Raw genomic sequence first — 25,124 nt, 5'->3', positions numbered from 1 at the left:
AAGCACTGTTTAGATTAAAGCACTAGCGATCACAATCCGCCATCACAATATCAATCGATGCCAAATACATAATGGCATCAGAGACGAGCGAACCATTAATGACTGATGGCATCTGCTGCAAATGCGCAAATGTCGGTGTACGAATACGGGTGCGATAGCTCATCGTCGCCTTATCTGAGGTAATGTAATAACTATTCAGACCTTTAGTCGCTTCTACAATCGTCGTACACTCACCCGCTGGCATCACAGGACCCCAAGATACGGAGATAAAGTGATTAATCAAGGTCTCAATATCGTTTAGCGTACGGTCTTTTGGTGGTGGCACGGCTAATGGGTGGTCTGCCTTGTATGGACCTTGTGGCATGTTATCCATACATTGACGGATGATGCGTAACGACTGGCGCATCTCTTCAACTTTTACCATACAGCGGTCATAAGCATCGCCGTTGTAGCCAACTGGTATCTCAAAGTCGTAGTTTTCATAGCCCATATAGGGACGTGCTTTGCGTAGATCAAAATCCACACCAGTGGCACGTAGACCAGCGCCAGTGACGCCCCAAGCCAATGCTTGCTTGGCATTATATTGTGCAACACCTTGAGTACGGCCTTTGAGCACACTGTTTTGTAATGCCGCTTTGACATATTCGTCCAAGCGTTTTGGCATCCAATCTAAGAACTCACGAACCAGACGCTGCCAACCACGTGGCAGGTCAGCAGCTGTACCGCCGATACGGAACCAAGCGGGATGCATACGATAGCCAGTCACGGCTTCGATGACGTCATAGGCTTTTTGGCGATCGGTAAACATATAGAATACAGGGGTCATACCACCCGCATCCTGAATGAAAGTACCGACGAATAGCAAGTTATTGGTAATACGGAAAAACTCACTCATCATCACGCGGATGGTTTCAGCGCGTGGTGGAATCGTAATCCCAGCCAGCTTTTCGACCGACATAATGTACGGTAGCTCGTTCATCACACCGCCGAGATAATCAATACGGTCGGTATAAGGAATGTATGAGTGCCACGTTTGACGCTCCGCCATCTTTTCTGCGCCGCGATGGTGATAGCCGATATCAGGGATACAATCAACGACTTCTTCACCATCCAGCTGTAGTACTAAACGGAAGGCACCGTGAGCAGAGGGATGGTTAGGACCGATATTCAAGAACATAAAGTCTTCATCACGACCTGAACGCTTCATGCCCCACTCTTCTGGAACAAAACGCAGGTTTTCTTGCTCGTATTGCTGCTTAGCCGTATTCAAGAAGTATGGGGTAAATTCGGTCGCTCGCGCATGATATTCTTTGCGCAGTGGGTGACCTTCCCAGTATTTCGGTAATAAAATACGGGTCAAATGCGGATGTCCCGTAAAGACAATACCGAACATGTCCCAAACTTCACGCTCGTACCAGTTGGCATTTGGCCAAATCTGCGTAGCGCTCGGTACATTGACGTCGTCTTCGCTCAACGCGACCTTGATACGGACATCACTGTTACGCTCAAACGACATTAAGTGATAGAAGACCGTAAAGTCACTGTCAGGCATGCCCTGGCGATGTTGGCGCAAGCGCTCATCTATCGCTGACAAGTCAAATAGCATGACGTAAGGCTTAGGCAATTTACGTAGGAATAAGAGAATATCCAGCAAGTCAGCACGCGCTACCCAAACCGTTGGAATCTCATCAACAGTGTGCTGCACCACGAACTTACCGGCATATTTATGCTCCAGCTCTTTGATGACGGCTGGAACAGGCTTAATCTTAGGATCTATGTTTTCGACTACCGTGACCATGAATGATGTATTCCTTCATTAATCATAACTGATTCATCATAACTACACTGTGATGAGCGTATAAAACGTTGAGGTTGTTACTGTGAATCTAAATACTGTCTGGGCTACGCAAGTTTTTGACCGCAATACGGTCGGCTTGCTTACGGTCACGCTCAGGGGTCATTTGTGGCTTGTAGATACCCTGCTCATTGACATGAATGCCCAGCGGACGACGCTCTTTGGTAATAGACTCTTGTAGTAGCATCAAGCCTTGAATCAGCGCTTCTGGACGCGGCGGGCAACCTGGTACATAGACATCGACAGGGATGATTTTATCCACGCCTTGCACGACCGAATAGATATCATACATGCCGCCTGAGTTGGCACAAGCGCCCATCGAGATAACCCATTTTGGCTCAAGCATTTGCTCATAAAGACGCTGAATAACGGGTGCCATTTTGACAAAGCAAGTACCAGCGACGATCATCACATCTGCCTGACGCGGTGAGGCGCGAATAACTTCTGCCCCAAAGCGTGACAAATCATGAACCGCCGTCAGAGTAGTGGCATACTCGACATAACAGCAAGAGGTACCAAAGTTAAATGGCCACAGTGAGTGCTTGCGCCCCCAGTTTGCAGTCGAGTGAACGAGGTCTTCTAGGCGACCCATAAAGACGTTTTTATTGACTTCGTCTTCGATAGGATCGTTGACCGTTTGACTGGTCTGTGCAGGATAGACATCTGCATCAGGGTTGGCTTTTGTTAATGTGTATTTCATAACATACAACCTTTATATTAGGCTCAGCAGGGCAATCATCTTGCCAGCACTAGCGCCATAACTTCTGTTATTAATAAGTGGCTAATCATCAACGATCATCAATATAAACAAACGTTTTTATATCTGGCTGCTCATCTTTTTTACGAACGCTATAAGCTAAGATCAACAGCTGGCATTAACGCCCCGCTTTGTCTGGCTGTGCAGACGTCGCAAAGTCCACAGAAGTAACGTTACCCGTGGTATTAATATGATCGATGTTCTGTAAATGACGGCGATTGGTCTCAATATTGTTAGAGACGTTAATCTGTCCTGAAGACTGCGCTGGTATCTTACCCGTCGGGTCGACCATCAGCTCATCGACACCATCAAACTTAGTGATATCCGCCCAATTAAAGGGCGCAGGCGCAGCATAGAGACGTGCTTTTTTACGCAGTTTGTCAGCAGGCGCCCAGTTTAGCGCCCCTAAACTTAAAGCGTATACCAGACCGATTAACAAATCAATGATGAAGGTTGCCGCCGCAATAAACCCAGCCCAGCCAGTTTCACGAACGGAGACCGCATAGGCGTATAAGTACAACGCCTCTAAGTCAAAGATGACGAAGAAGATGGCGACCAAGTAGAATTTGGCAGACAAACGAATACGGGCGTTGCCAGATCCGACAACACCCGCTTCAAATACTTCTTCTTTTTGTGAGCCCTGAGAGCGACCGCCAAGCAAGCGCGGAACGACCAGCATAAAAACAACTAGCCCAATAGCGGCTAAAATAAACGCAACTGCTGACCAATTAAAAGCAGACATGATAATACGTGCTCCTCACCCAATCGAGTGTCAAGCGCAGCGCAGATATACCCATTAAGGCAATTTTGCGACAGGCGTAACGCAGACGAAAACACAAAGTAACTGTCATCGAGTCACTCTTTATCAGTAATTCGATGATGATTATAGGTACTGTGCTGGTAATAACCAATTATCAAGCTTATTGACGACGGTGTCAGACGTGCCCAACTGTAGAATCCCGATACGCGCGCGGAGAAAGCTGGTCGCCTAACGCATCTTCTAACAACGTAAGATCAACGTATTAAATCAATATCATATTTGATGTTTTATTTAATTGATTTAATAGCTCATTACACGTGGTCAATAGTGACGTGACAACTGGCATAAATTATTTACGTACTATACGCATATCATGGTTCAAAAGCTAGTTTTTAACTGCATTGGACGGTCACTTTATAAGCAAAAAAAACATATTTTTTTATCTATAAATTATGATATAGACGTTACCTTATATTAACACCAAATCCTTACTTTTTATTGCCAACCGTCATCAGTAGCGTTGCTGCTAAATATTGCATGCTTTATCATGCCATTGTCATCAGCCAACTCCTTACCCAAAGTTATGGTTTTTGCTTTATAATAGCCCAGCCAATTTTAATGGCACATTTTCAATAAACAGCACACCCTATTACTTTAATTGCCTGATTAATTTGATTAAAAATATCGCCACGATATCGACTTTAATCATACACGCCGCGTTCGTTTAGCCACGATACTATCAGCTCTACCCTCTTTTTTGCTTTTGTCTTACAGGTCACGTTATGAGTCAACTTAATCCCAAACAACAAGAAGCGATGCTCTACGTATCTGGTCCATTACTCGTACTAGCAGGTGCCGGATCCGGTAAGACCTCAGTGATTACGCGTAAGATTGCCTACCTGATCGAAGAATGCAACATGCCAGCTGAGCGCATCACGGCGGTGACCTTTACCAATAAAGCGGCACGTGAGATGAAAGCGCGGGTGAGCAAGCTGCTACCAAGTGAAAAAATGCGCGGACTGACCGTGTCAACTTTTCACCAGTTTGGCTTGCAGTTTTTGCGCTATGAGCTGATTCATACGCCGCTAAAAGGCAACTTCTCCATCATGGACAGCGACGATAGTAAGCGTTTGCTGATGGAGCTGATGATGCGTGATAACTTAAGCGGGGCTGAAAGTCGCGAGCTGGTTGGTAAAGCCATTAAAATGATTTCTGATTGGAAAAACGATCTGATTGAACCTGACAAGGCGATGGAAACCTTAGACGATCCAGAAGATATGATTTTTGCGACCTTGTATGCGCTTTATGAGCGTAATTTGCGCGCTTATAATGCGGTCGATTTCGATGATTTGATTGTATTACCGACCAAAATACTGCGTGAAAACAGAGAGCTGCGTGATAAATGGCAAAATCGCATTCGCTATCTATTGGTCGATGAGTATCAAGACACCAATACTGCGCAGTATGAAATGATTAAATATCTGGTCGGACCGCAAGGGCGCTTTACCGTCGTGGGTGACGATGACCAATCTATCTATGCATGGCGTGGTGCTAAGCCTGAAAATATGGCGCTGCTCAAAGAAGACTTTCCGAAACTAAAAATCGTCATGCTAGAGCAAAACTATCGTTCGACCACGCGTATTTTGACCTCTGCTAACGCCGTTATTATGAATAACGAGCATTTATTCGAAAAGAAACTCTGGTCAGATAAAGGTCAAGGCGAAAAAATCCGCATTATCAACTGTCGTAATGATGACGACGAGTCCGAGCGCGTGGCGAAAGAGATCGTCACCCATAAACTGCGCTTTGGTAATGAGTGGGAACAGTACGCTGTCCTCTACCGCAGTAACTTTCAGGCGCGCATGTTGGAAGCGCAATTGCGGCAACTGCAAGTGCCTTATAAGTTGTCCGGCGGTCAGTCTTTCTTTGCGCGTAGTGAAATCAAAGACATCATGGGCTATCTGCGTCTGATTTTGAACCCCGAAGACGACAGCGCGTTTTTGCGTATTATCAATACGCCTAAGCGCGGTATGGGACCTGCAACCCTCGAAAAGCTTGGTTTGTTTTCGCAAGAGCATAGCATCTCATTATTGGCCTCTTGCACGCACGCTGGTCTTGCTCACGTATTGCCATCGAAGGCTTATGGCACGATAAAAGAGTTTGGTGAATTCATCGAGCATTATACCCGCGAGTTGGATCAACATCCTGACCCCGTGCCAATCGTGCGCCAGATGATTGATGAGACCGGTTATATTGATTTTGTGCGTAGTGATGCCAAAACGCCACAACAAGAAAAAAACCGTATCGATAATATCGACATGCTTTATACCAGTATTCAGTCGTTAATCAATCGTGCTGAAGAAGATGAAGATCGGACGATTGATACTATTATCCGTAAGCTAGTGTTGCTCGATATGCTTGAGCAGCAGCAAGAAGAAGAGAACACTAATAAAGTTAACTTGATGACCTTGCATGCCGCAAAAGGTCTGGAATTTGATTTTGTTTACATCATGGGGCTTGAAGAAGAAATGCTGCCGCATCGCAACTCTATCATGAGCGAGACGGTCGAAGAAGAGCGCCGTCTGATGTACGTAGGCATTACCCGTGCACGCCGTGAGCTGACACTGACGCTCGCGACCCAGCGCCGTGCTGGCGGACAAATGCGCGTTACCTCAGAATCAAGATTTTTGGATGAGCTGCCTGAGGATCATATTGATTGGCCTGCCAAAGCGAAAAAGAAAAAGGCGACTAAAGACCCAGAAGCGGTTGCTGATGAATATTTGGCCAATATTCGAGCGTTACTGGGTAAGCGCTAACCGCAGCATTAGCACTATTGATGGCTGCAAAGTAATATTCGGGCGTGTCATCAATTAGCACATTAAACAAAGTTAACGCTGTAATCATTTACAGATACTTTGACGATATCATTTCTATCTTCTAAAAACATTGGAACCCTTATGCCTACCCAGACGCCCAATCAGGAACGCCCCTCTATGCTATCAGGAGATTATAATCCGGCTGAATATAGCGCCGAATATAAACTGCTGTACTTGCAGGGTTTGGTTGCTGATAAAGCTTATGAGGCGATTACTGAGTTTTTAGAGAAGCAGTCGGAATATGAAATTGCCAACCTACTCGAGTCTTTTCCCACTCAAAACCGTCTACTAATCTGGGAGCAAGTACCAGAAAACATCAAAGGTGAAGTGCTTGCAGAACTAGAGTACGATACGCGCCAGCCGTTGATGGAGAATATCTCTTCTCAAGAAATATCGTTATTTACCCAAGACCTTGATGCCCAAGACATCTCAGAAATTTTGGACACCGTTACTGAGAGCGTGCGTACCTCAGTCATGGCAACGCTGGATGAAGAAACTCGTGTCCAAGTTAATAAACTGGATACTTATGCCGACTGGGAAGTGGGTAGTTACATGGATCCTGACATTATCCAGATAAGAGATGACATCCACCTTTCTGATGTACAGCATTGGCTACGCGAAAACGACGACTTGCTTGATGACCAAAGCCAAGAGCTACTGGTCGTCGATCAAAGCCAGCAATTACTTGGACTGCTGAGTCTGGTCGATTTGATTAAGCATGAGCAAAACACGTTGGTGTCAGCGCTGATTGATACAGCCATTACGATCAATGATCGTTTAGACATTCAAGATGCCGCTGCGATTTTTCGTTCAGAAGACATTCGTTTCGCGCCTGTGATTAACAGTTATGGCGAATTGGTCGGTCAGTTAAATGGCGAAGATATCATGGAAATTATCCAAGATGATGTCGATAGCACCATGAAAAACCTCGCTGGTGTCAGTCAAGATGAAGAGTTGTTTGCACCTATCCTAACCAGTGCCAAAAGCCGTAGTGTCTGGCTGGGCATCAACTTGTGTACCGCGCTTTTGGCGGCAGCGGTGATTGGACAGTTTGAGGAAGTATTGGCACAAGTCGTGGCACTGGCAATCCTCATGCCAGTAGTCGCCAGTATGGGCGGTATCGCTGGCTCACAGACACTCACGGTTGTCATCCGTGGTATGGCAATGGGTCAAATTGGTGGTTCTAACCGTGTCTGGCTCCTAAACAAAGAACTGTGGGTTGGTGCGATAAACGGTATCATTTGGGCGATAATCATGGCATTTATTGCCCAATTATGGTTTGATGATATCAAAATCAGCGCCGTGATTGGCTTTGCGATTGCGATTAACATGACCGCCGCTAATGTTTCAGGTATTAGTATACCGCTGATGCTAAAGCGGATGAATATCGACCCTGCGCTATCTGCTTCTGTTATTTTGACCACAGTAACCGATATCGTCGGCTTTATGTCATTCTTGGGCTTGGCGAGTGTGCTGATACTTTAATTGAATATTAAGTGACTGAATCAATAATTACCCAGTCAACATATAGAACTGCTATTTACATAGAGATCTTGTTACATAGAAATCTTGAATAACTTTTGTTCAAAATCATAATTTAAAAACCATCAAATCGTTAAGTGAGTGCGTTATGCAAGCTGTACAAGTAAAAGTGTTAAATCCTAAAATCGTTGAAGATAAAGCGTTTTCTTTACCTACTCGCGCCACCGATGGCAGTGCAGGTATCGACTTACGTGCTTGCATTGACGAGCCTTTGACCATTAAAGCAGGCGCAACGCATTTGATCGGTACTGGTCTCGCTGTTTATATTCAAGACCCCAACTATGCTGGTATGATTTTGCCGCGCTCAGGGCTTGGGCATAAGCACGGTATCGTCTTGGGTAACTTGGTCGGATTGATTGATGCGGACTATCAAGGTGAGCTGATGGTGAGTATTTGGAATCGTAGTGGAGACGACTTTGTACTCAGTCCAGCAGAACGTATGGCGCAATATATCGTAGTGCCTGTCGCCCGTCCTGAGTTTGAAGTGGTGGCAGAATTCAGTGACGAAAGCGTACGCGGTGCTGGCGGGTTTGGACATTCGGGTCGTCACTAAGACGATTAATCTGTATAGATAGTCACTGGCTAGCCATTTTGCATGTATCACGACAATATCAACCACGACGATAAGGAGAGTAAAGTCATGCCGTTTTTTGCGACGCAGCAATCCTTATTTCGTGCTTACGATATTCGCGGCGACGAGCAGTACTTTACTCCGAATTTTATACAGGCTTTGGGCGCCGCATTTGTGCGACTTTATAAAAACCATAATGCGAAACAACGTAGCAAACCCATTTCTAACAGCACCATTTCTAGTAGCCCCATTGCTAATAGCCATATTTCTAACAGCAACGTTAAACCGCATCAAAAGCCGAAAGAAACCACGGTCATCATCGGCTATGATGTACGCTGCGGTAGTGACAGTATGGCTCAGTCATTGGCATCGATCCTACAAAAGCAAGGCCTCCAAGTGATTAACTTAGGGTTGATTACGACCCCGATGATGGCATTTTGGACCGAGCAATACGCTGGTCATGGCATCATGGTCACCGCCAGTCATTCTGCAAAAGGCATCTTAGGTATTAAATGGCTGGTCGGTAATACTTCTCCTAGTGCTAAAGATATTCAAATGCTTCATCAAGATTTGATAGCGTTTGATACCAACCAACACCACAATCAGATCGATAGTAATAGTGACAGCCTTAAGCTTCCAAGTGCTAGCCAAAGTAATGACAAACAGGCAACTTCAGTGCTATCGGTCATTGGCTTGCCGACTGACACTGTGGCAACGCCTTATATTGATGCCATTGCCGAAGTATTTGTCAGTATTTATCCTGAGCAAAACCTATCAGCTAGTAACAAACGAACCTTTAAAAAGCTTGATCTCACCATCGTTATTGATTGTATGCATGGGGCCACTAGCAGGATTGCCCTACCCTTATTTACCACTTTTTGCCAGCGCGTCATCATCATCAATGACACCCCTGATGGTAATTTTCCCATGGGTAACCCTGACCCTACTGAGCCGAATCGATTGGCAGAGTTGCAACAAAATGTCATCGTTAATACTGCTGATATTGGTCTAGCATTCGACGGTGATGGCGATAGACTGATGATCGTCGACAACAGTGGCAAAATAGTCATGCCCGATCATTTGCTGTATTTGCTCGCCTCAGTCGCCATTAGCGAGCGTCCAGAGACATGGCAAACTCATACCGCGTCCCCGCAAGTGCTGTTCGATATTAAATGCTCACACCATCTGCCTATTCTTTTGAGCGATTTGGGAGCGACTCCAATCCTGAGTAAAACTGGCAGTAGTTTAATGCGTCAACAGCTACAGGCCGATGACAGTCAAATCTTATTCGCAGGCGAATTGTCTGGGCACTTTATTTTTAACGATGGTTATTTTACTGCTCATGATGATGCGATGTATGCGGGCTTGCGCCTACTACATTGGTTGGCCTATACAGCGACGCATCGTGACACATCATCGGCTGCTGTTGGTTTATGGGGTGAGCCGATTGAACAGTCACGCCCTATTCGCTTGACTGATATTACCCATCAATTACCAATGTTGGTCAGTACAGCAGATCATTATTTACCTTTACCCAATAGAGCACCTGTGCAGTGCCCAATCGTGCAGCAATTGGCAGAATTTTGTTGTTATTTGCAGTGTTTGGTTGCCGCGCCTTCTGACGACCTCGACAGCGCACTGACTGCGGCTTATGTCTCATCACAATGCACTTGTGTATCGTCGAGCGTCAAGCACACAACGTTAGCACAAGCAAAGCAGTTATTACCGAGCGGCACGCAGCTGACCTGTATTGATGGCGTGCGCTTAGATTTCGCCCATGGTTTTGGTGTATTACGCCAATCAAACACCAGTCATCATTTGACCGTGCGCTTTGCTGGTGACAGCCTTACAGATTTGAAAGACATACAAGCCCGCTTCGTCGCGCTGTGTCGCCCATTTGATAAAAACTTGGCAGAGCAGATTGCAGCACTTCTCTCTGAATAGTTTTTTGAACTGACTTTGATTGAATTACCTTGTTTCATTATCATCATTGCCTAGCCGCTGACATAAAATCTCGCTACCAATCCTTGTATAAATTGTTTTTTATCATTATAAAGACAAGCATATCTGAGAATAATTAGGGCGTGTTGAACATTCGACCATGGCACTGACAGAGACTATTTTTTAGACAGTTCGACGTTAAAACAGTAAGTTTAGTCATTCTAAACGTCTATTTTTAACCATGAAGTGGCAAAAAATAGTCTCTGTCAGTGCCTATTTGTGAATGTTCAACACGCCCTAAGATAAGCCTGTCTAACGATAGTCAGCCGTAATAAACCAACTTTTTAAACCCATCTCTTTTAGAACTAAATTTTAGGAGCTTATCATGACGCTTAATTTGGATGAAGCCAAAAATACCGCTGAAGTATTAACCACAGCACTGCCTTATATCCAGCGCTTTGTGGATAAGCTCATTGTGGTCAAATACGGTGGCAACGCCATGACCGACCCTGAGCTTGAGAGCTCATTTGCTCGTGATATCGTCTTGCTAAAAACCGTCGGTATACACCCTGTCGTCGTACATGGCGGTGGCCCACAGGTAGACAATCTACTAAAAGAGCTCGGTCGCCAGTCCAACCGTATCGATGGTATGCGAGTGACTGACAAAAGTACGATGGATATCGTCGAGATGGTATTGGGCGGTAGCGTCAATAAATCTATCGTCAGCTTAATCAATAAACACGGTGGCCGCGCGATTGGTCTGACGGGTAAAGATGCCAATTTAATTTTAGCCAAAAAACTAATGATGGAAAAAATTGGTGCAGATGGTATCGCTGTGCCCGTCGATTTAGGGTTTGTCGGTGATGTTGTCAGCGTTAATAAAGACGTGATTAATATGCTAATTGCTTCTGATTTCATTCCTGTGATTGCCCCACTTGGGGTCGACAGCGAAGGCAATACCTATAATATCAATGCCGATTTGGTCGCGGGTAAAGTTGCTGAATTTTTGCAAGCAGAAAAGCTCATGCTATTGACCAATATCAAAGGGGTACTGGGTCGTGACGGTGAAGTCGTCACCGGACTAACGCCAAAGAAAGTGGACAGCTTGATTGAAGACGGTACTATCTCAGGTGGTATGATTCCGAAAATTCAATGTGCGCTCAATGCGGTGCGCAGTGGCGTAAAAAGTGCGGTTATCGTTGATGGTCGTGTGCCTCATGCGACGCTGTTAGAGATTTTCACCAACGAAGGTGTCGGCACGCTGATTAGTCGTGAGATAGATTCTACGGTGATCTAACAAGCAACTAACCAAATCAGATATATGAAAAACGAAGCCCGAACATAGACAATGCTAAGTTCGGGCTTTATTGATTGAATGCTATGAAATCAAATCAAATCATAGTCAAATAAGTTTAGGGTCTGTTGAACATTCAAATATTAGGACTGCTGATCGCTAAACAGACCCTAATAAGCGCAGAACTCTACGGAACTATAACTACTATTCCCGTATACTTTCATATGGTGATTGCCTTTACGCTCGGTAAAATAAGAAGTGCTATCTTCGTAACGGTCACCATCGAGGCGACCATTTGGCCCTGTGACATAAGCAACATTGATACGATCGTCACCCACATTGCGAATGACCAGATTTTGATCTGGCATGAGCCACAAGCGAAACACTTTACCATTTTTAATATTACCGGTAAAACTGCCGCAATAGCTATTATCTGCAAAGGTAATTTTGGTAGACGAGTCAGCTGCTTGCACACTTGTAACCATTAAAGGGCTCACCGCCAACGCTGCCATTAACAATAAATTTTTCATAATCTTATCCTTGATTATTACAAACGAACAAACTTAATTCTACTAATAAGTAGCATAGTTTATAATTCACCAAAGTGATAGCTTTTTATTGAAAATTTGCCTCAAATTCAGTGGCATCAAAGCCGCATAATAGTATTTGCTGAGCTTGATTTTTATCGTCGATCTGACCTTCTACAATTGGACGTTTAATCATACTGGTATTTTCGACAAGTAAATCAATAGCATTATTTACATTATCATCAGCAGCTTGCTTTTGCTCATCGGTTAGTTTGCGCCATGTGGTGCCGCGCTTGTTGAGCACTTTATCGATGCCCAACTCATCTACCCAACGCTGGACGCTCTCTCTATCGATGCCTTGTTTTTTATAGTCATGAAAATCATAACCTACATTCAGCTCATCAAGCTTAGTAAAAGCTTTTTTCATCGTGCTACAAGATTTGATACCGTAAATGGTGATGGTCATATAAGCTCCAAGTCAATTATCATTATTGTCTTTATTATACCTAACACTACCGAGCATGAGAGCGGAAACTTAGCCATCGTTAGTTTTTAAAACATCAAACATATCGAGCAAGCGCACCATCATATCGTCGCAATTTTTGCCAAATTACGCTATGCTATGGCATTGTGAAATTTCACCCAATTTATTCGTATTAATCAATTTCGAGCCGACTATGAGCAACGCCGTGACAGCAGAACCTTCTAATACTAATCATACCAATGACAGCACCTACTATCAGCCGCAGCTAATTGAAGCGGCGCAACAAGCCAAATGGGCAACGGATAAGCGTTATGAAGTGGGCAACGAGCCTAGCGATAAGCCAAGTCGCTATATGCTGTCGATGTTCCCTTACCCAAGCGGCAAGCTGCACATGGGTCACGTGCGTAACTATACCATCTCAGATGTGCTGAGCCGTTACTATCGCCTCAAGGGCTATGAAGTCATGCAGCCAATGGGCTGGGACGGTTTTGGCCTGCCCGCTGAAAATGCCGCGATTGCCAATCAGACGCCGCCTGCCAAATGGACGTTCGCTAATATTGATAGCATGCGCGCGCAGCTAAAATTGCTTGGCTTGTCTATTGACTGGTCGCGTGAATTTGCCACTTGTAGCCCTGAGTATTATCAGTGGGAGCAGTGGTTGTTTTTACAGTTATACAAAAAAGGCTTGGTCTATAAGAAGCTGGCGACGGTCAATTGGGATCCGATTGATAATACAGTTTTAGCCAACGAGCAAGTTATCGACGGTAAAGGCTGGCGTAGTGGTGCAGCGGTCGAAAAACGCGATATCCCGATGTACTACTTTAATATCACCGATTATGCCGACGAATTGCTTGATGATTTGGATCAATTAGAAGGTCACTGGCCATCTGAAGTACTGACCATGCAGCGCAACTGGATTGGTCGTAGTGCGGGTATGGAAGTACACTTCCCTTATGAGCTTGCCGGCCAAGCCAATAGCTTAGACGTCTTTACTACCCGCCCCGACACTTTGATGGGCGTCACTTATGTAGCGGTTGCCGCTGAGCATCCATTGGCGCAGTATGCAGCTGAGCATGATGAAACGATTGCTGCGTTTTGTGCGCTTTGCAAAAAAGGCTCAGTCGCGGAAGCAGACCTAGCCAAAGCAGAAAAAATCGGTATGGACACTGGTCTCACCGTGACGCATCCATTGACTGGCGAAGAAGTGCCTGTTTGGGTTGCCAACTATGTGCTGATGAGCTACGGCTCTGGCGCAGTCATGGCTGTACCGGCGCATGACGAACGCGATTATGAATTTGCCGTTAAATACGACTTGCCTATCAAACAAGTTATCCAGTCTCCTGATGGTCATACTGAGTCTGTTATCGCCGAAGCCAAAACAGATGGTTCTGAGCCAAATCTTGCCTATACTGAGCGCAACATTTTGGTCAATTCAGGTGAATTTGACGGCTTGAACTTTGAGCAAGCGTTTGAAGCGATGTTAGCCAAACTTGAGCCACGGGAACTTGCGAAGAAAAAGATCCAATATCGTCTCCGCGATTGGGGCGTCTCTCGCCAGCGCTATTGGGGTTGCCCTATTCCAATGGTCAACTGTGAACATTGCGGCACCGTACCAGTCGAAGAGCAAGATTTGCCAGTAGTATTGCCTACGGATGTTGTTCCTGATGGTCGCGGTAACCCACTCAAAAACATCCCAGAGTTTGTCAATACCACTTGCCCTAAATGTGGCAATCCTGCTGAGCGCGAAACCGACACCTTTGATACCTTTGTGGAGTCGAGCTGGTACTATGCGCGTTTTGCCAGTCCAAATGATGCACAAAACATGGTCAACAAGTCCGCTGCCAACAAATGGCTGCCGGTCGATCAATATGTTGGCGGTGTAGAGCACGCGGTCATGCATTTACTATATGCACGTTTCTTCCATAAGCTCATGCGCGATGAGTCACTGGTGTCAGGCGATGAGCCATTTGCCAACCTTATGACTCAAGGCATGGTGCTTGCCGGTACTTTTTACCGTGTTAATGCTGATGGCAGCACGACCTATTATTTTGCAGAAGATATTGATATTGACTACAACGAGCGTGGTCAACCGATTAAAGCCATTTTAAAGTTAGATGGTCAGCCAGTGACTATTGGCAAAATTGAAAAAATGTCTAAGTCAAAGAACAATGGTGTTGACCCACAAATCACCATTGATAAGTATGGCGCTGACACGGTTCGCCTTTATACCCTATTTACTGCGCCTGCCGATCAAACGCTAGAATGGTCAGATGACGCGCTAAAAGGTCCTTATAATTTCGTTAAAAAAGTATGGCGCATTGCTACTGAGCATATCCAAACACTAGCTGATGCTAACTTAGAAATTGATTCATTTCATGGATTAGCTATAAACACTAAAGACTTAAGTAAAGAAGCGAAAAACTTACGCCGTAAGACCCATGAGACTATTGCCAAGATTGATAGTGATTTGGGCGATCGTCTGGCGCTAAACACGCCCGTATCAAGCCTCATGGAACTTGCCAACGAACTTTCGAGCTTTAAAGCCGATAGTGGACAGGATCTACAAGTCCAGCACGAAGCGCTGATTGATTTGCTTATTATGCTGTCGGTCTATGCGCCGCATGCGGGCGAGCATTTACTTGAGCAGCTAGGGCTCGATACATTAACCCTAAACTACCCAACCGTGGATGAAAGTGCGCTAGTACAGGATATGATCACGATGGTGGTACAGGTCAATGGTAAAATGCGCGGTAAGATGGATGTCGCGCCGAACAGCGACCCTGAACAGCTAAAAGCGCAAGCACGCTCGATGGATAGTGTGGCAAAATTCTTGACCGGTGAAATCAAAAAAGAAATCGTCGTACCGAATAAACTGGTCAATATCGTGGTTGCAGGCTAGACCTTTTTAAACTTAGTGTTTTAAGCCTTTTTATTAACATAAGGATAGCGATTATGTCGTATAAGCATCGAGCTGTGCAGTCATCTCAAACAAAATTAAGTAAGCCAAGTGGGCAATGCAGTATGGCAAAAAGGTCTAGTGGACAGAAGCTAGCGACGGCATTACTCACAAGCTTGCCACTGTTTGCTGTGCTTGGATCGACAGCAGCGCTGAGCGGCTGTGGCTTCCAGCTACGAGGTTATGACACGCCGATGCTATTTAATGTTGCTAAAACAGCAGTCATTATCGAAGACAATCGTACCTCCTTCCCACTAAAGTTACCATTGACACGACGCCTAGAGGCCTTGGGTGTCGAGGTGACTGATAATATGACCTCGGCTGATGTCGCCAATAACAATAAAAACGCTACAGCGGAACCCATTGCCGCGATTAGCGTCAATAATATACGCTTTAAGCGTTATGAATTGGTCGGCGTTTTAACAGAAATTCGCTTGGTAATATCAGCAGATGTCAGCTATCAAGCCTTACAAAATGGCAAAGTTGTGACGCTGACCAACCCCATCCAAGTTGAGCGCAGCTACCAGTATAATGAAGCATCTGTCAGTACCGATGACCAGCAAGGCGACCAAGTTCGTGACTGGCTCTATGACAGCTTGGCACGCCGTATCACTGATCAGTATGTCGCCATTGCTCTGCCTAGAGTCGCCCCTGCCAGCGCCAATACACCATCACAAACAGGGTCAGCATCTACGGCAGTTATCGTACCAAACGCACCAAACCCTTAATATTTAGCGTACGGCATTCTGCACATCCATCCTCATAAACCTGTGTCCTCATTAGTCTATGCAAGATACTTTTATACAAGCCTATCCCAAACTACTACAGTCATCCGTGGCGGTAGCAGGTTTGTGGCTGGCACATGGAGATGAGCCCTTATTGAGTCAGTGGCTGATTGACGCCTTGCGTCCGCATTGGCGTGCACAAAATTACGCGATTAAACGTATAGAACTGATATCAGTTAAGAGCTGGCAAGAAGTACTGTCAGAGCTTGGCAGCCAATCTTTATTTGATGATGCTAGCGCGCTGATCGTGACCGGCAATCATAAACCAGACAAATCGGTTATCGCTGAGCTTGAGCGCTTTGCCGTTGAGGCACAAACAGGGGCGCACAGTCATAGCTTATTATGGCTAACGCCCAAACAAGACAAAAGAGCGCAAAGCAGCAAGTGGTTTGCGCCATTTTCTCAATACGGTCACGTCATTGATTGCAATTTATACAATGAACAGCAACGTCAGCAGCTGTTGCAGATTCAAGCCCAGCAGTTTGGACTCAGACTGTCACAAGAAGCATGGCAACTGCTCATGTCGCACACCGAGCATCACCTGTTAAGTGCTTATCAAACCTTATGGCGGCTGTCTTACCTATTTGCGCCGCAGTTGGATGCTAGTAGTCATGACGCAACTCACGAAGGCAGTAATCAGTCTACAACGACCGCGCCAAACGTAGCATTAGATATCAAGGATCTTCAAGCCGCCTTGGTCAGCGACGCCCAATTCAGTGTCTTTGATCTGTCCGATGCGATGCTGACAGGCAATAGCGCACAAGTGGCAAAAATCATTTTTCAGCTGAAAGCCACTGATGAGCCGACGACCTTGGTACTGTGGGCAATCAGCAAAGACATGCGCCAAATCATACAATTAATGGACGGCCAAGATCCGCAAGCACTGGGTATTTGGCGTAGCAAGCAAGGTCTCTATCAACAAGCATGCCGCCGCCAAGCAAAAGCGCAAACGGCTGAATGGCCTGCGCTGCTGTATCGTTGTGATCAAGCGATTAAGGGGCTTGTTCGTCAGCCAGCGTGGGAGTTGTTATTGCAGGCCGCGCTTGAATTAGCAGGTAAGCGCTTGTTTACCATGCGATAATTTTATTATATTTCAACTAGATTTTACAGTTTTACAGTCACTATCGTCCATTCTGCAATCCCACTCTTCATCATCAGCTCTATGCACCTTTAAAAACACCGTCGATACAACATTATATAAGCATCCATTGCTGGCTATGATGCGTCCATATTTTTCCTATCCAAAACACCTTAACCTTTCGTAAACTAATTCCCATTTCATTTTTTACATGAAGCCTCTACTATACCTACACTTGCTATTACTGTGATTGGATTGCCCTATGCCCAAAATGAAAAGAAAACCTGCTATCAAATGGGGCATCATCGCCTTAGTAGTTCTGATACTCATCGCCTTAGCTTATAACACCTTTAAACCTAAAGAAGAGATTCCGAATTACCTAACGGCAACCGTTGAAATGGGCGATATTGAAAACAACGTCATGGCCTCGGGTAAGGTTAAAGCGCTTAATACGGTCGACGTTGGTGCACAGGTGTCTGGCGAAGTCACTCGTTTGTATGTTGAAGTAGGTGATCAAGTACAACAAGGCGATTTAATCGCACAAATTGATCAAGTCACTCAGAATAATAATCTAAGCAACGAGCAAGCTACCCTTGAGCAAAGTGTCGCTGCTATCGAAAGCGCCGAAGCTGAGGTACTAAGCCGTCAAGCAGGTCTAAAAAGCGCACAAGCCGATCTTACCAGTCGTCAATCAGAATTGAGACAAGCGCAATCAGACTTTTCACGTTTGCAGGGTCTTGTTGCTATTGATGCTATATCACAGCAAGAATATGATACTCAGGCGACAAACGTGGAAACCGCGAATGCTGCTGTTGCGAATGCTCGAGCAGCTATCGATACGGCGAGAGCGGCCATTGCCACTGCCGCAGCCAACGTCAATAGTCAACGAGCCGCGTTACGAAAATCTCAGACCAACGTTAGTACGGCTAAAGAAGATCTTAGCTATACGACGATTCGCGCGCCAATATCAGGTACGGTCGTATCGGTGACCACTGAGCAAGGCACGACTGTCAATGCCAATCAAACAGCACCGACTATCGTGACCTTGGCAGATTTGTCTACCGTCAGAATCAACGCCCAAATCTCTGAAGCTGATGTCATTAATGTCAAAGCAAACATGCCGGTTTATTTCAATGTCATCGGCAATCCTGATCAAAAATTTGATGCCATATTAAAAGCCATTGAACCTGCTCCCGAAACGATTAGTGATACCAGCTCAACAGATGCTGCTATCTACTATGTCGGCTACATCGAAGTGCCTAATACTGATCGGCGTTTTCGCATAGATATGACCGCTCAGATCTATATTGTTATCGACCAAGCTAAAAATGCTTTATTGGTACCATCAGCTGTCATACAAGAAAGTCCTGCTAAAAACAAAACGGCTGGACAAGCCAAAGCAAACAAGTTTGTACGCGTGCTAAAAGATGACGGCAGCGTAGAAGAACGAGCCGTAACAGTCGGTATCGACAACCGAGTAAGCGCACAAATATTAAGTGGTCTAAAAGAAGGTGAAGAAGTCATCATCAGTGAAGACAGTGGTGAAAACTCAGGAAGCAGTCGTAAATCTGGCGGTCCGCCAAGAATGTAACTTTTTTATATATGACGATTGGGGGCTTGAGCGCGGCAGCCCTTTCATAACGACGCTCACCACACTTGATTGAAGACACTGCTATGACTATACCTCCAGCTTCTAAACCGTTGCCTAAAGATGATACGGCTCAAGACTTAGAGCAATCCATGCCTGCCGATAGCTCTGCCACTACAGCAGCAAATCCAGAGCCTAGTACTTCATCGGCATCTGGCCAGCCCATCATGCAATTATCTGGCATCATTCGTGAGTTCGCAGCTGGTGAGCAAACGATTCGGGTGTTGCATGATATCGATTTGACTATCAATCAAGGCGAAATGGTGGCAATCATTGGGCAGTCTGGCTCTGGCAAGTCGACTTTGATGAATATCTTGGGCTGTCTCGATCAGGCGACGGCTGGCGACTATAAAATATATGGTAAGTCAGCACGCAAGCTTGATGCTGACGAGCTCGCTGAACTACGCCGTGAACACTTTGGTTTTATTTTCCAGCGTTATCATCTGCTTGGTGACATTAGCGCCAAAGACAATGTAGCAGTTCCTGCCGTATATGCTGGCATGGATACAGAAACTCGAATTGACCGTGCCGAAAAGCTCTTAACTGATTTAGGACTTGGAGATAAGGTCAATAGTCGGCCAAATCAGCTGTCAGGCGGACAACAACAAAGAGTCTCAGTCGCTCGTGCGCTCATGAATGGTGGTGATGTCATCTTGGCAGATGAGCCGACTGGCGCGCTCGATAGTAAGTCCGGTGAAGATGTCATGAAGATCTTGCATGACCTCAAAGCACAAGGTCATACCATTATTATGGTGACTCATGATCCCAACTTGGCGGCGCAAGCTGAACGTATTGTTGAGTTAAAAGACGGCTATATCATTGCCGACTATCAAACTGAGCATTACAAGCACACAGACAAAAAGCCTGCCTCTATCCTCGGTGGGCATCGTAAAAGCGCATTTGGTAGCTTTGTTGATCGGCTACTTGAAGCGTTTAAAATGTCTTTGCTTGCCATGCGCGCGCATAAAATGCGTACCTTGCTGACCATGTTAGGTATCATTATTGGTATTGCCGCTGTCGTGTCTATCGTAGGCTTAGGTCAAGGCTCTCAGCAGCAGATTTTGGCTAATATCAGCTCACTAGGTACCAACACCATTACCGTCAGCGACGGCTATCCTAGAGGCGACCCTAGACGACGTTACAACGATGACAACCTGACACCTGAAGATGCACAAGCGGTGGGCAATCAGCCTTATATTATCAGCGTTAGCCCTCAGGTGAACGCCAACTCTAGCGTTCGTTATCGCAGCGTACAAGAAGAGTCTACCGTCAATGGAGTCGGTCAAGACTACTTAGAAGTCACTGGTGAGACATTGGCATTGGGTCAAGGATTTGATGAACAGAGCATCAACTTACGCAGCCAAGATGTCATTATTGATGATAATGCCAAGCAAACCTTTTTCCCAAACCTTGATAACCCTATTGGCGAGGTGATACTCATCGGTAGTGTACCTGGTAGAGTCATTGGTGTGCTGGAAGAGAATGATGGCGGTTTTGGTGCAGATTTAACCACGCCAACCATATATATGCCCTACACTACCGTTATGTCACGGATTAGAGGCAGTACGAATATCGATAGGTTTGTGGCTCTCATAAGTGACGATATCTCTTCAAGTGTGGCTGAGTCTGCGATTTCCGACTTGATACAAAACCGTCATGGCGAAGAGGATTTTCAGATTCGCAACTCAGACTCTATTCGTCAAACGATCGAATCGACAACTGGTGCTTTGACGCTATTGATATCATCTGTTGCTGTCATTTCACTGATAGTTGGTGGTATTGGGGTCATGAACATCATGCTGGTGTCTGTCACCGAGCGCACCAATGAGATTGGTGTACGTATGGCTGTAGGGGCACGTCAAAACGACATCATGCAGCAGTTTTTGATTGAAGCTATCTTGGTTTGTATTTTAGGTGGTTTGCTAGGCATTGGCTTAGCATTTGCTATTGGTGAGCTGATCAATCGTGTTGGCGGTGATAACTTTAAAGTCATTTACTCACCGACCTCTATCATTGCCGCTTTTGTCTGCTCGACGCTGATTGGTGTTATTTTCGGTTTCTTGCCCGCGCGCAATGCAGCCAAATTGGATCCTGTAGAGGCACTGTCTCGAGATTAATACCTAGACACCTGAGCGTTTTGGCCAAATATTCAGTACGAAATATCGAAGTAACGATAAAAAATCAAAGAAATACGCAGTTTTACGAGAGATTTACACTTTTTTCCTAATACGGGGTTGTAATTGTCTTAATAATATATATAATGTGCTCTCACGTTTAGGGATACAAACACTTTAAACGTTAGGGTTGTTAGCTCAGTTGGTAGAGCAGTTGACTTTTAATCAATTGGTCCCGCGTTCGAGTCGCGGACAGCCCACCATATTTAGTTTGATCTTTATTAATCGTTCTGCCCTATCCGGTAGTAGACCAATAAAGATAAGTTTAAAAGACATCGTTAAGATGTTTAGTTTTTAGAAAGTTCGTTACATAGGATTTTCTTTTGCAGAGTTAAAAAGCAAATGCTTTTTATACACTCTTCAGGGTTGTTAGCTCAGTTGGTAGAGCAGTTGACTTTTAATCAATTGGTCCCGCGTTCGAGTCGCGGACAGCCCACCATATTTAGAAAGCCCAGTCATTTTGTGACTGGGCTTTTTTTCGACTGTCTTTTTATGAGTGTAGATTTATGAGCATTGATAGCTATCAATCACGCCTACGCTTAAAGAGTCTAAAGTTACCTCCTTTTCTCCATAGCAATTTATGCTTGATCGTATCCTTAATCGTACGTGGATGCTTAGGCGCTTGGGTAATAAAATGATCAAAATCTGCTGTGTCCATAGCCAGCTCTCGGCCATGCGCCATCATCACCATTGAGGGTTTCAAATCTCTTATCTTGTATAAAGACTGGATGTATGTTTTAGGGTCATAGACAGGAAAGGGTGCAACGAATTTATGGCGTAGCTTGATGATCAAATCAGCTGTGTATACTTGGCGGCTAGGCAGGTGAAATAAAGACAAATCACGATCCGTATGTCCCGGCGTTTCTAAAACTTGCCATTCATCAAACTTTGGCACAAGCTCACCATCTTTTACCGTTATATCTGGTTTCAAGCTTGCAGAATAATACAAGTTTTTAAATGGTCGCCCTTGACGTCTGGCCACATAATACCCTAGGTTTATGTCTACGAAGTGCATCGCTCGCCCACCAATACCGCTATACCACTGATCTTTCTTGTCCGCTGAGACAATAAGACAGCCAGTCTCTTGTCGAAATTTATTTGCCCCGCCTGCATGATCAGGATGCATGTGTGTGACCACCACTACTTTTAGATCAGTGATCGGTCGCTTTAGCGTCGTTTTAATATAATCAAGCACCATCGTCACATCAGTACGGCAGCCACCATCTAGCAGCATGATTTTATCCGGATATACCGCAAGGTAGGTACTCTGGATATAGCCTTCTAAACGTACGATTTCACATAAACTCATTGTTATTCCCTACCTCATTCATCGTTATTATTGTGAGGCTTTTATTCAATTTTATAGACAATCTTTAGTATAACGTCCGTCAGTCCAAAAAAAACGACTTTGAGTGAACGCTCGTGACTATATACAAAAGCAATGCAGTACACAGAGACAATGCAACTAATAACGGTTAACAACTGCATGCATAGTTTTATCCATGGTCACTCTCACTTTACTATCAAAAAGCAAAAACCCAGCACTTAGGCTGGGTTTAAGAAAACATTTAGTATTTAAAATAAATCGTAGTCGAGATTACCTACCTATTGATTATGCAAGGTCACGAACCTTTGGCTCACGTTCCCATAGACGAGACTTGGCATTGGTAATAAAGGTATCTAATTCAGCCAATGGCGTCACAAATTCATCTTTTTCAATTGGCAGCTTGCTTAAGATAAATTCATCGGTCGCACCGCAATAAGCAATGGCTTTGCAATGAGCATAAGCATCATTGAACCAATCTAGCGCTGCACTGTCTTTTGCTAGCTTCTTAGCCTGCTCTGGCATAATGATACTAACCACGGCATCAAACATCACTGACGGACCACCAGCGAGGCGCTCATCAGCTTGGATACGTGTACCATCATCCAACACAACTTCTTTATTAGGGGCGACGATTTTGACGCTAGCGCCTTGCGCTTTAGCAGCATCTTCGAACTTTTTAATTTCGCTACTATTAGAGCCTTCTGCGACCAAGATACCGATCATACGACCTTTTAGACTGTCAGGCGTCAGACCAATGGTTTGTAGTGCTTTAGAAGTCGCCATATCCTGTACAGGTGCAGCCGCGTCAGCAGGTTCTGGCAGTTCCATACCCAGCGCCGTTGCTACACGGTTGGCCAAATCTTCATCGATATGAATCAAATGACTCAGCATACGAGTACGTACATGTGCCGTATCTACTTTGCCCAGCTCAAATGCATAAGCAGAAGCAATATGCGCTTGCTCAATAGCCGTCTGACTACGGTAGAACATACGTGGCTGGCTGTAATGATCAGCGAAGCTCTCATCACGTACGCGACCTTTTACACCATCATCTAGCTGCTCATGGAATGAGTTGAAACCACGTTTAGCGCTTTCACGAGGACGAGTTGGATCTAGACTTTGTGGCTCATAGAGTACACGCGTCTTAGGCACTTGCATCTGCATATGACCATCTTGCTGATTGTTAGCAAACGGACATTTTGGTGCATTAATAGGAATCTGGGCAAAGTTCGGTGATCCTAGACGTGATAGCTGCGTGTCTAAATAACTGAACAGACGACCTTGCAATAATGGGTCATTACTAAAATCAACACCAGGTGGCAGATGCGATGGGCAGAATGCTACTTGCTCAGTTTCTGCAAAGAAATTATCTGGATAGCGGTTCAATACCATCTTACCCACGACTTTCACTGGCACCAATTCTTCAGGAATCAGTTTGGTCGCATCTAAATGGTCAAATGGAAATTCGTTGGCTTCTTCTTCAGTAAATAACTGTACGCCAAACTCCCACTCAGGATAGTCACCATTGTTGATTGACTCAAACAAGTCGCGGCGATGATAGTCAGGATCAGCACCTGATATTTTTATTGCCTCATCCCATGTGGTTGACTGTACGCCTAATACTGGTTTCCAATGAAAACGTACAAAGGTGCTCTTACCGTCTTTATTGATTAAGCGATAGCTGTGAATACCAAAGCCTTCCATCATGCGTAGGCTACGTGGTAGACCACGATCACTCATCAGCCAAATTAGATTGTGCATGGTTTCAGGACTTAACGAGACAAAATCCCAAAACGTATCATGAGCAGAAGCTGCTTGCGGGAAACCGCGATCTGGTTCTGGTTTTACCGCATGGATCAAATCTGGAAACTTCATTGCATCTTGGATAAAGAAGATTGGCATGTTGTTACCAACGATATCCCAGTTACCTTCTTCTGTATATATTTTCACAGCAAAACCGCGCACATCACGTGGCGTATCTTTTGAGCCTTTATTACCCGCTACCGTTGAGAAACGCGTAAACAATGGCGTTTGCTTGCCTGTTTCGGTCAACACTTTGGCAGTCGTATATTCTTCTAATGACTCTGTCAGCTCAAAATAACCGTGTGCCGCGCTACCACGAGCATGGACGATACGCTCAGGGATGCGCTCATGGTCAAAATGATTGATTTTTTCACGTAGCACAAAATCCTCTAACAGCGTCGGCCCACGTGAGCCTGCTTTTAGAGAGTTTTGGTTGTCAGCGATAGCCACACCTTGTTGCGTGGTCAATACTTTGGTGTCATTACCTGCGCGTTGATGGGTTTCGCCACCGTTGCCACGTTCAGTATTCATGTCTTTGGCGGGGTCAGTATGATCGATATTATTATTCATAAAAAGTCCTAGCTAATAGATTGAGAATGCTCTTTTTAAACCACTAAAAGAGTGCCTACACAGGTTTGATATCCTTTGAGATAATGATGACTTCATCTGTCAATTATTTGTCTGTGTCTTCAGCATTGCCTAGCGCTAAATTTATAAAGCACTAAAATTCATAAAGGAATAATAGG

Annotated in this window: 17 protein-coding genes and 2 tRNA genes; 12 read left to right on the top strand and 7 right to left on the bottom strand. The window is 45.0% G+C overall.

Annotated elements, in window-relative coordinates; all coding sequences use genetic code 11:
* Window positions 1-22: 22 nt before the first annotated feature.
* From nuoC to ndhC, 3 genes are all read right to left on the bottom strand, one after another.
* Entirely contained in the window at window positions 23-1,798 is a 1,776-nt protein-coding gene (gene nuoC / locus ACMFL8_RS03645) for an NADH-quinone oxidoreductase subunit C/D (RefSeq protein WP_189586443.1), read from the bottom strand.
* Window positions 1,799-1,886: 88 nt separating this feature from the next.
* Window positions 1,887-2,555 (bottom strand): NuoB/complex I 20 kDa subunit family protein, encoded by a 669-nt coding sequence (locus ACMFL8_RS03640; RefSeq protein WP_010198893.1) that lies wholly within the window; start codon window positions 2,553-2,555, stop codon window positions 1,887-1,889.
* A 175-nt stretch (window positions 2,556-2,730) separates the two neighbouring features.
* Entirely contained in the window at window positions 2,731-3,354 is a 624-nt protein-coding gene (gene ndhC, locus ACMFL8_RS03635; RefSeq protein WP_010198891.1) for an NADH-quinone oxidoreductase subunit A, read from the bottom strand.
* An 800-nt stretch (window positions 3,355-4,154) separates the two neighbouring features.
* Here ndhC and ACMFL8_RS03630 point away from each other — a divergent pair.
* The 5 genes from ACMFL8_RS03630 to argB all read left to right on the top strand — a co-directional run bounded on the left by ACMFL8_RS03630 (window position 4,155) and on the right by argB (window position 11,599).
* A complete protein-coding gene (locus ACMFL8_RS03630) occupies window positions 4,155-6,188 on the top strand; it encodes a UvrD-helicase domain-containing protein (RefSeq protein ID WP_194620361.1) in 2,034 nt (677 codons plus the stop codon).
* A gap of 141 nt (window positions 6,189-6,329) precedes the next feature.
* Window positions 6,330-7,733 carry a magnesium transporter gene (gene mgtE, locus ACMFL8_RS03625; RefSeq protein WP_228293244.1) on the top strand — a complete coding sequence of 468 codons (1,404 nt, stop codon included), beginning with the start codon at window positions 6,330-6,332 and terminating at the stop codon, window positions 7,731-7,733.
* Window positions 7,734-7,878: 145 nt separating this feature from the next.
* Window positions 7,879-8,343, top strand: coding sequence for a dUTP diphosphatase (gene dut, locus ACMFL8_RS03620; protein ID WP_413190101.1), 465 nt, complete (start codon window positions 7,879-7,881; stop codon window positions 8,341-8,343).
* 87 nt (window positions 8,344-8,430) lie between these two features.
* On the top strand, window positions 8,431-10,305 hold the full coding sequence (locus ACMFL8_RS03615) for a phosphomannomutase (RefSeq protein ID WP_413190100.1): 1,875 nt from the start codon (window positions 8,431-8,433) through the stop codon (window positions 10,303-10,305).
* A 382-nt stretch (window positions 10,306-10,687) separates the two neighbouring features.
* Window positions 10,688-11,599, top strand: a complete 912-nt coding sequence (gene argB / locus ACMFL8_RS03610) for an acetylglutamate kinase (protein WP_010198880.1) — start codon at window positions 10,688-10,690, stop codon at window positions 11,597-11,599.
* Between the two features lie 167 nt (window positions 11,600-11,766).
* Here argB and ACMFL8_RS03605 read toward each other — a convergent pair whose 3' ends face one another.
* Both ACMFL8_RS03605 and ACMFL8_RS03600 read right to left on the bottom strand, forming a co-directional pair.
* Window positions 11,767-12,126, bottom strand: a complete 360-nt coding sequence (locus ACMFL8_RS03605; RefSeq protein ID WP_413190099.1) for a hypothetical protein — start codon at window positions 12,124-12,126, stop codon at window positions 11,767-11,769.
* Window positions 12,127-12,211: 85 nt separating this feature from the next.
* Window positions 12,212-12,589, bottom strand: coding sequence for an arsenate reductase (locus ACMFL8_RS03600; protein ID WP_413190098.1), 378 nt, complete (start codon window positions 12,587-12,589; stop codon window positions 12,212-12,214).
* Between the two features lie 211 nt (window positions 12,590-12,800).
* Between ACMFL8_RS03600 and leuS the strand changes: the two genes are divergently transcribed.
* The 7 genes from leuS (at window position 12,801) to ACMFL8_RS03565 (ending at window position 21,687) form a co-directional block, all read left to right on the top strand.
* On the top strand, window positions 12,801-15,506 hold the full coding sequence (gene leuS, locus ACMFL8_RS03595) for a leucine--tRNA ligase (RefSeq protein ID WP_413190097.1): 2,706 nt from the start codon (window positions 12,801-12,803) through the stop codon (window positions 15,504-15,506).
* Between the two features lie 122 nt (window positions 15,507-15,628).
* Window positions 15,629-16,291 carry a hypothetical protein gene (locus tag ACMFL8_RS03590; protein WP_413190096.1) on the top strand — a complete coding sequence of 221 codons (663 nt, stop codon included), beginning with the start codon at window positions 15,629-15,631 and terminating at the stop codon, window positions 16,289-16,291.
* 58 nt (window positions 16,292-16,349) lie between these two features.
* Window positions 16,350-17,429, top strand: coding sequence for a DNA polymerase III subunit delta (gene holA / locus ACMFL8_RS03585; protein WP_413190095.1), 1,080 nt, complete (start codon window positions 16,350-16,352; stop codon window positions 17,427-17,429).
* A 259-nt stretch (window positions 17,430-17,688) separates the two neighbouring features.
* Entirely contained in the window at window positions 17,689-19,017 is a 1,329-nt protein-coding gene (locus tag ACMFL8_RS03580) for an efflux RND transporter periplasmic adaptor subunit (protein ID WP_413190094.1), read from the top strand.
* Window positions 19,018-19,241: 224 nt separating this feature from the next.
* Window positions 19,242-21,191, top strand: coding sequence for a MacB family efflux pump subunit (locus ACMFL8_RS03575; RefSeq protein WP_413191363.1), 1,950 nt, complete (start codon window positions 19,242-19,244; stop codon window positions 21,189-21,191).
* Between the two features lie 184 nt (window positions 21,192-21,375).
* Window positions 21,376-21,451: transfer RNA gene (locus tag ACMFL8_RS03570), tRNA-Lys, on the top strand.
* A gap of 160 nt (window positions 21,452-21,611) precedes the next feature.
* Window positions 21,612-21,687: transfer RNA gene (locus tag ACMFL8_RS03565), tRNA-Lys, on the top strand.
* A gap of 84 nt (window positions 21,688-21,771) precedes the next feature.
* Here ACMFL8_RS03565 and ACMFL8_RS03560 read toward each other — a convergent pair.
* Both ACMFL8_RS03560 and ACMFL8_RS03555 read right to left on the bottom strand, forming a co-directional pair.
* On the bottom strand, window positions 21,772-22,557 hold the full coding sequence (locus ACMFL8_RS03560; protein WP_413190093.1) for an MBL fold metallo-hydrolase: 786 nt from the start codon (window positions 22,555-22,557) through the stop codon (window positions 21,772-21,774).
* 303 nt (window positions 22,558-22,860) lie between these two features.
* Window positions 22,861-24,948 carry a catalase gene (locus ACMFL8_RS03555; RefSeq protein WP_413190092.1) on the bottom strand — a complete coding sequence of 696 codons (2,088 nt, stop codon included), beginning with the start codon at window positions 24,946-24,948 and terminating at the stop codon, window positions 22,861-22,863.
* Between the last annotated feature and the right edge of the window lie 176 nt (window positions 24,949-25,124).

The sequence above is a fragment of the Psychrobacter sp. AT9 genome (assembly GCF_047272965.1).
GTDB classification, from domain to species: Bacteria; Pseudomonadota; Gammaproteobacteria; order Pseudomonadales; family Moraxellaceae; genus Psychrobacter; species Psychrobacter glaciei.
Note: the sequence above shows the minus strand (reverse complement) of the source record. Positions and strands in the feature narration are given on the sequence as shown.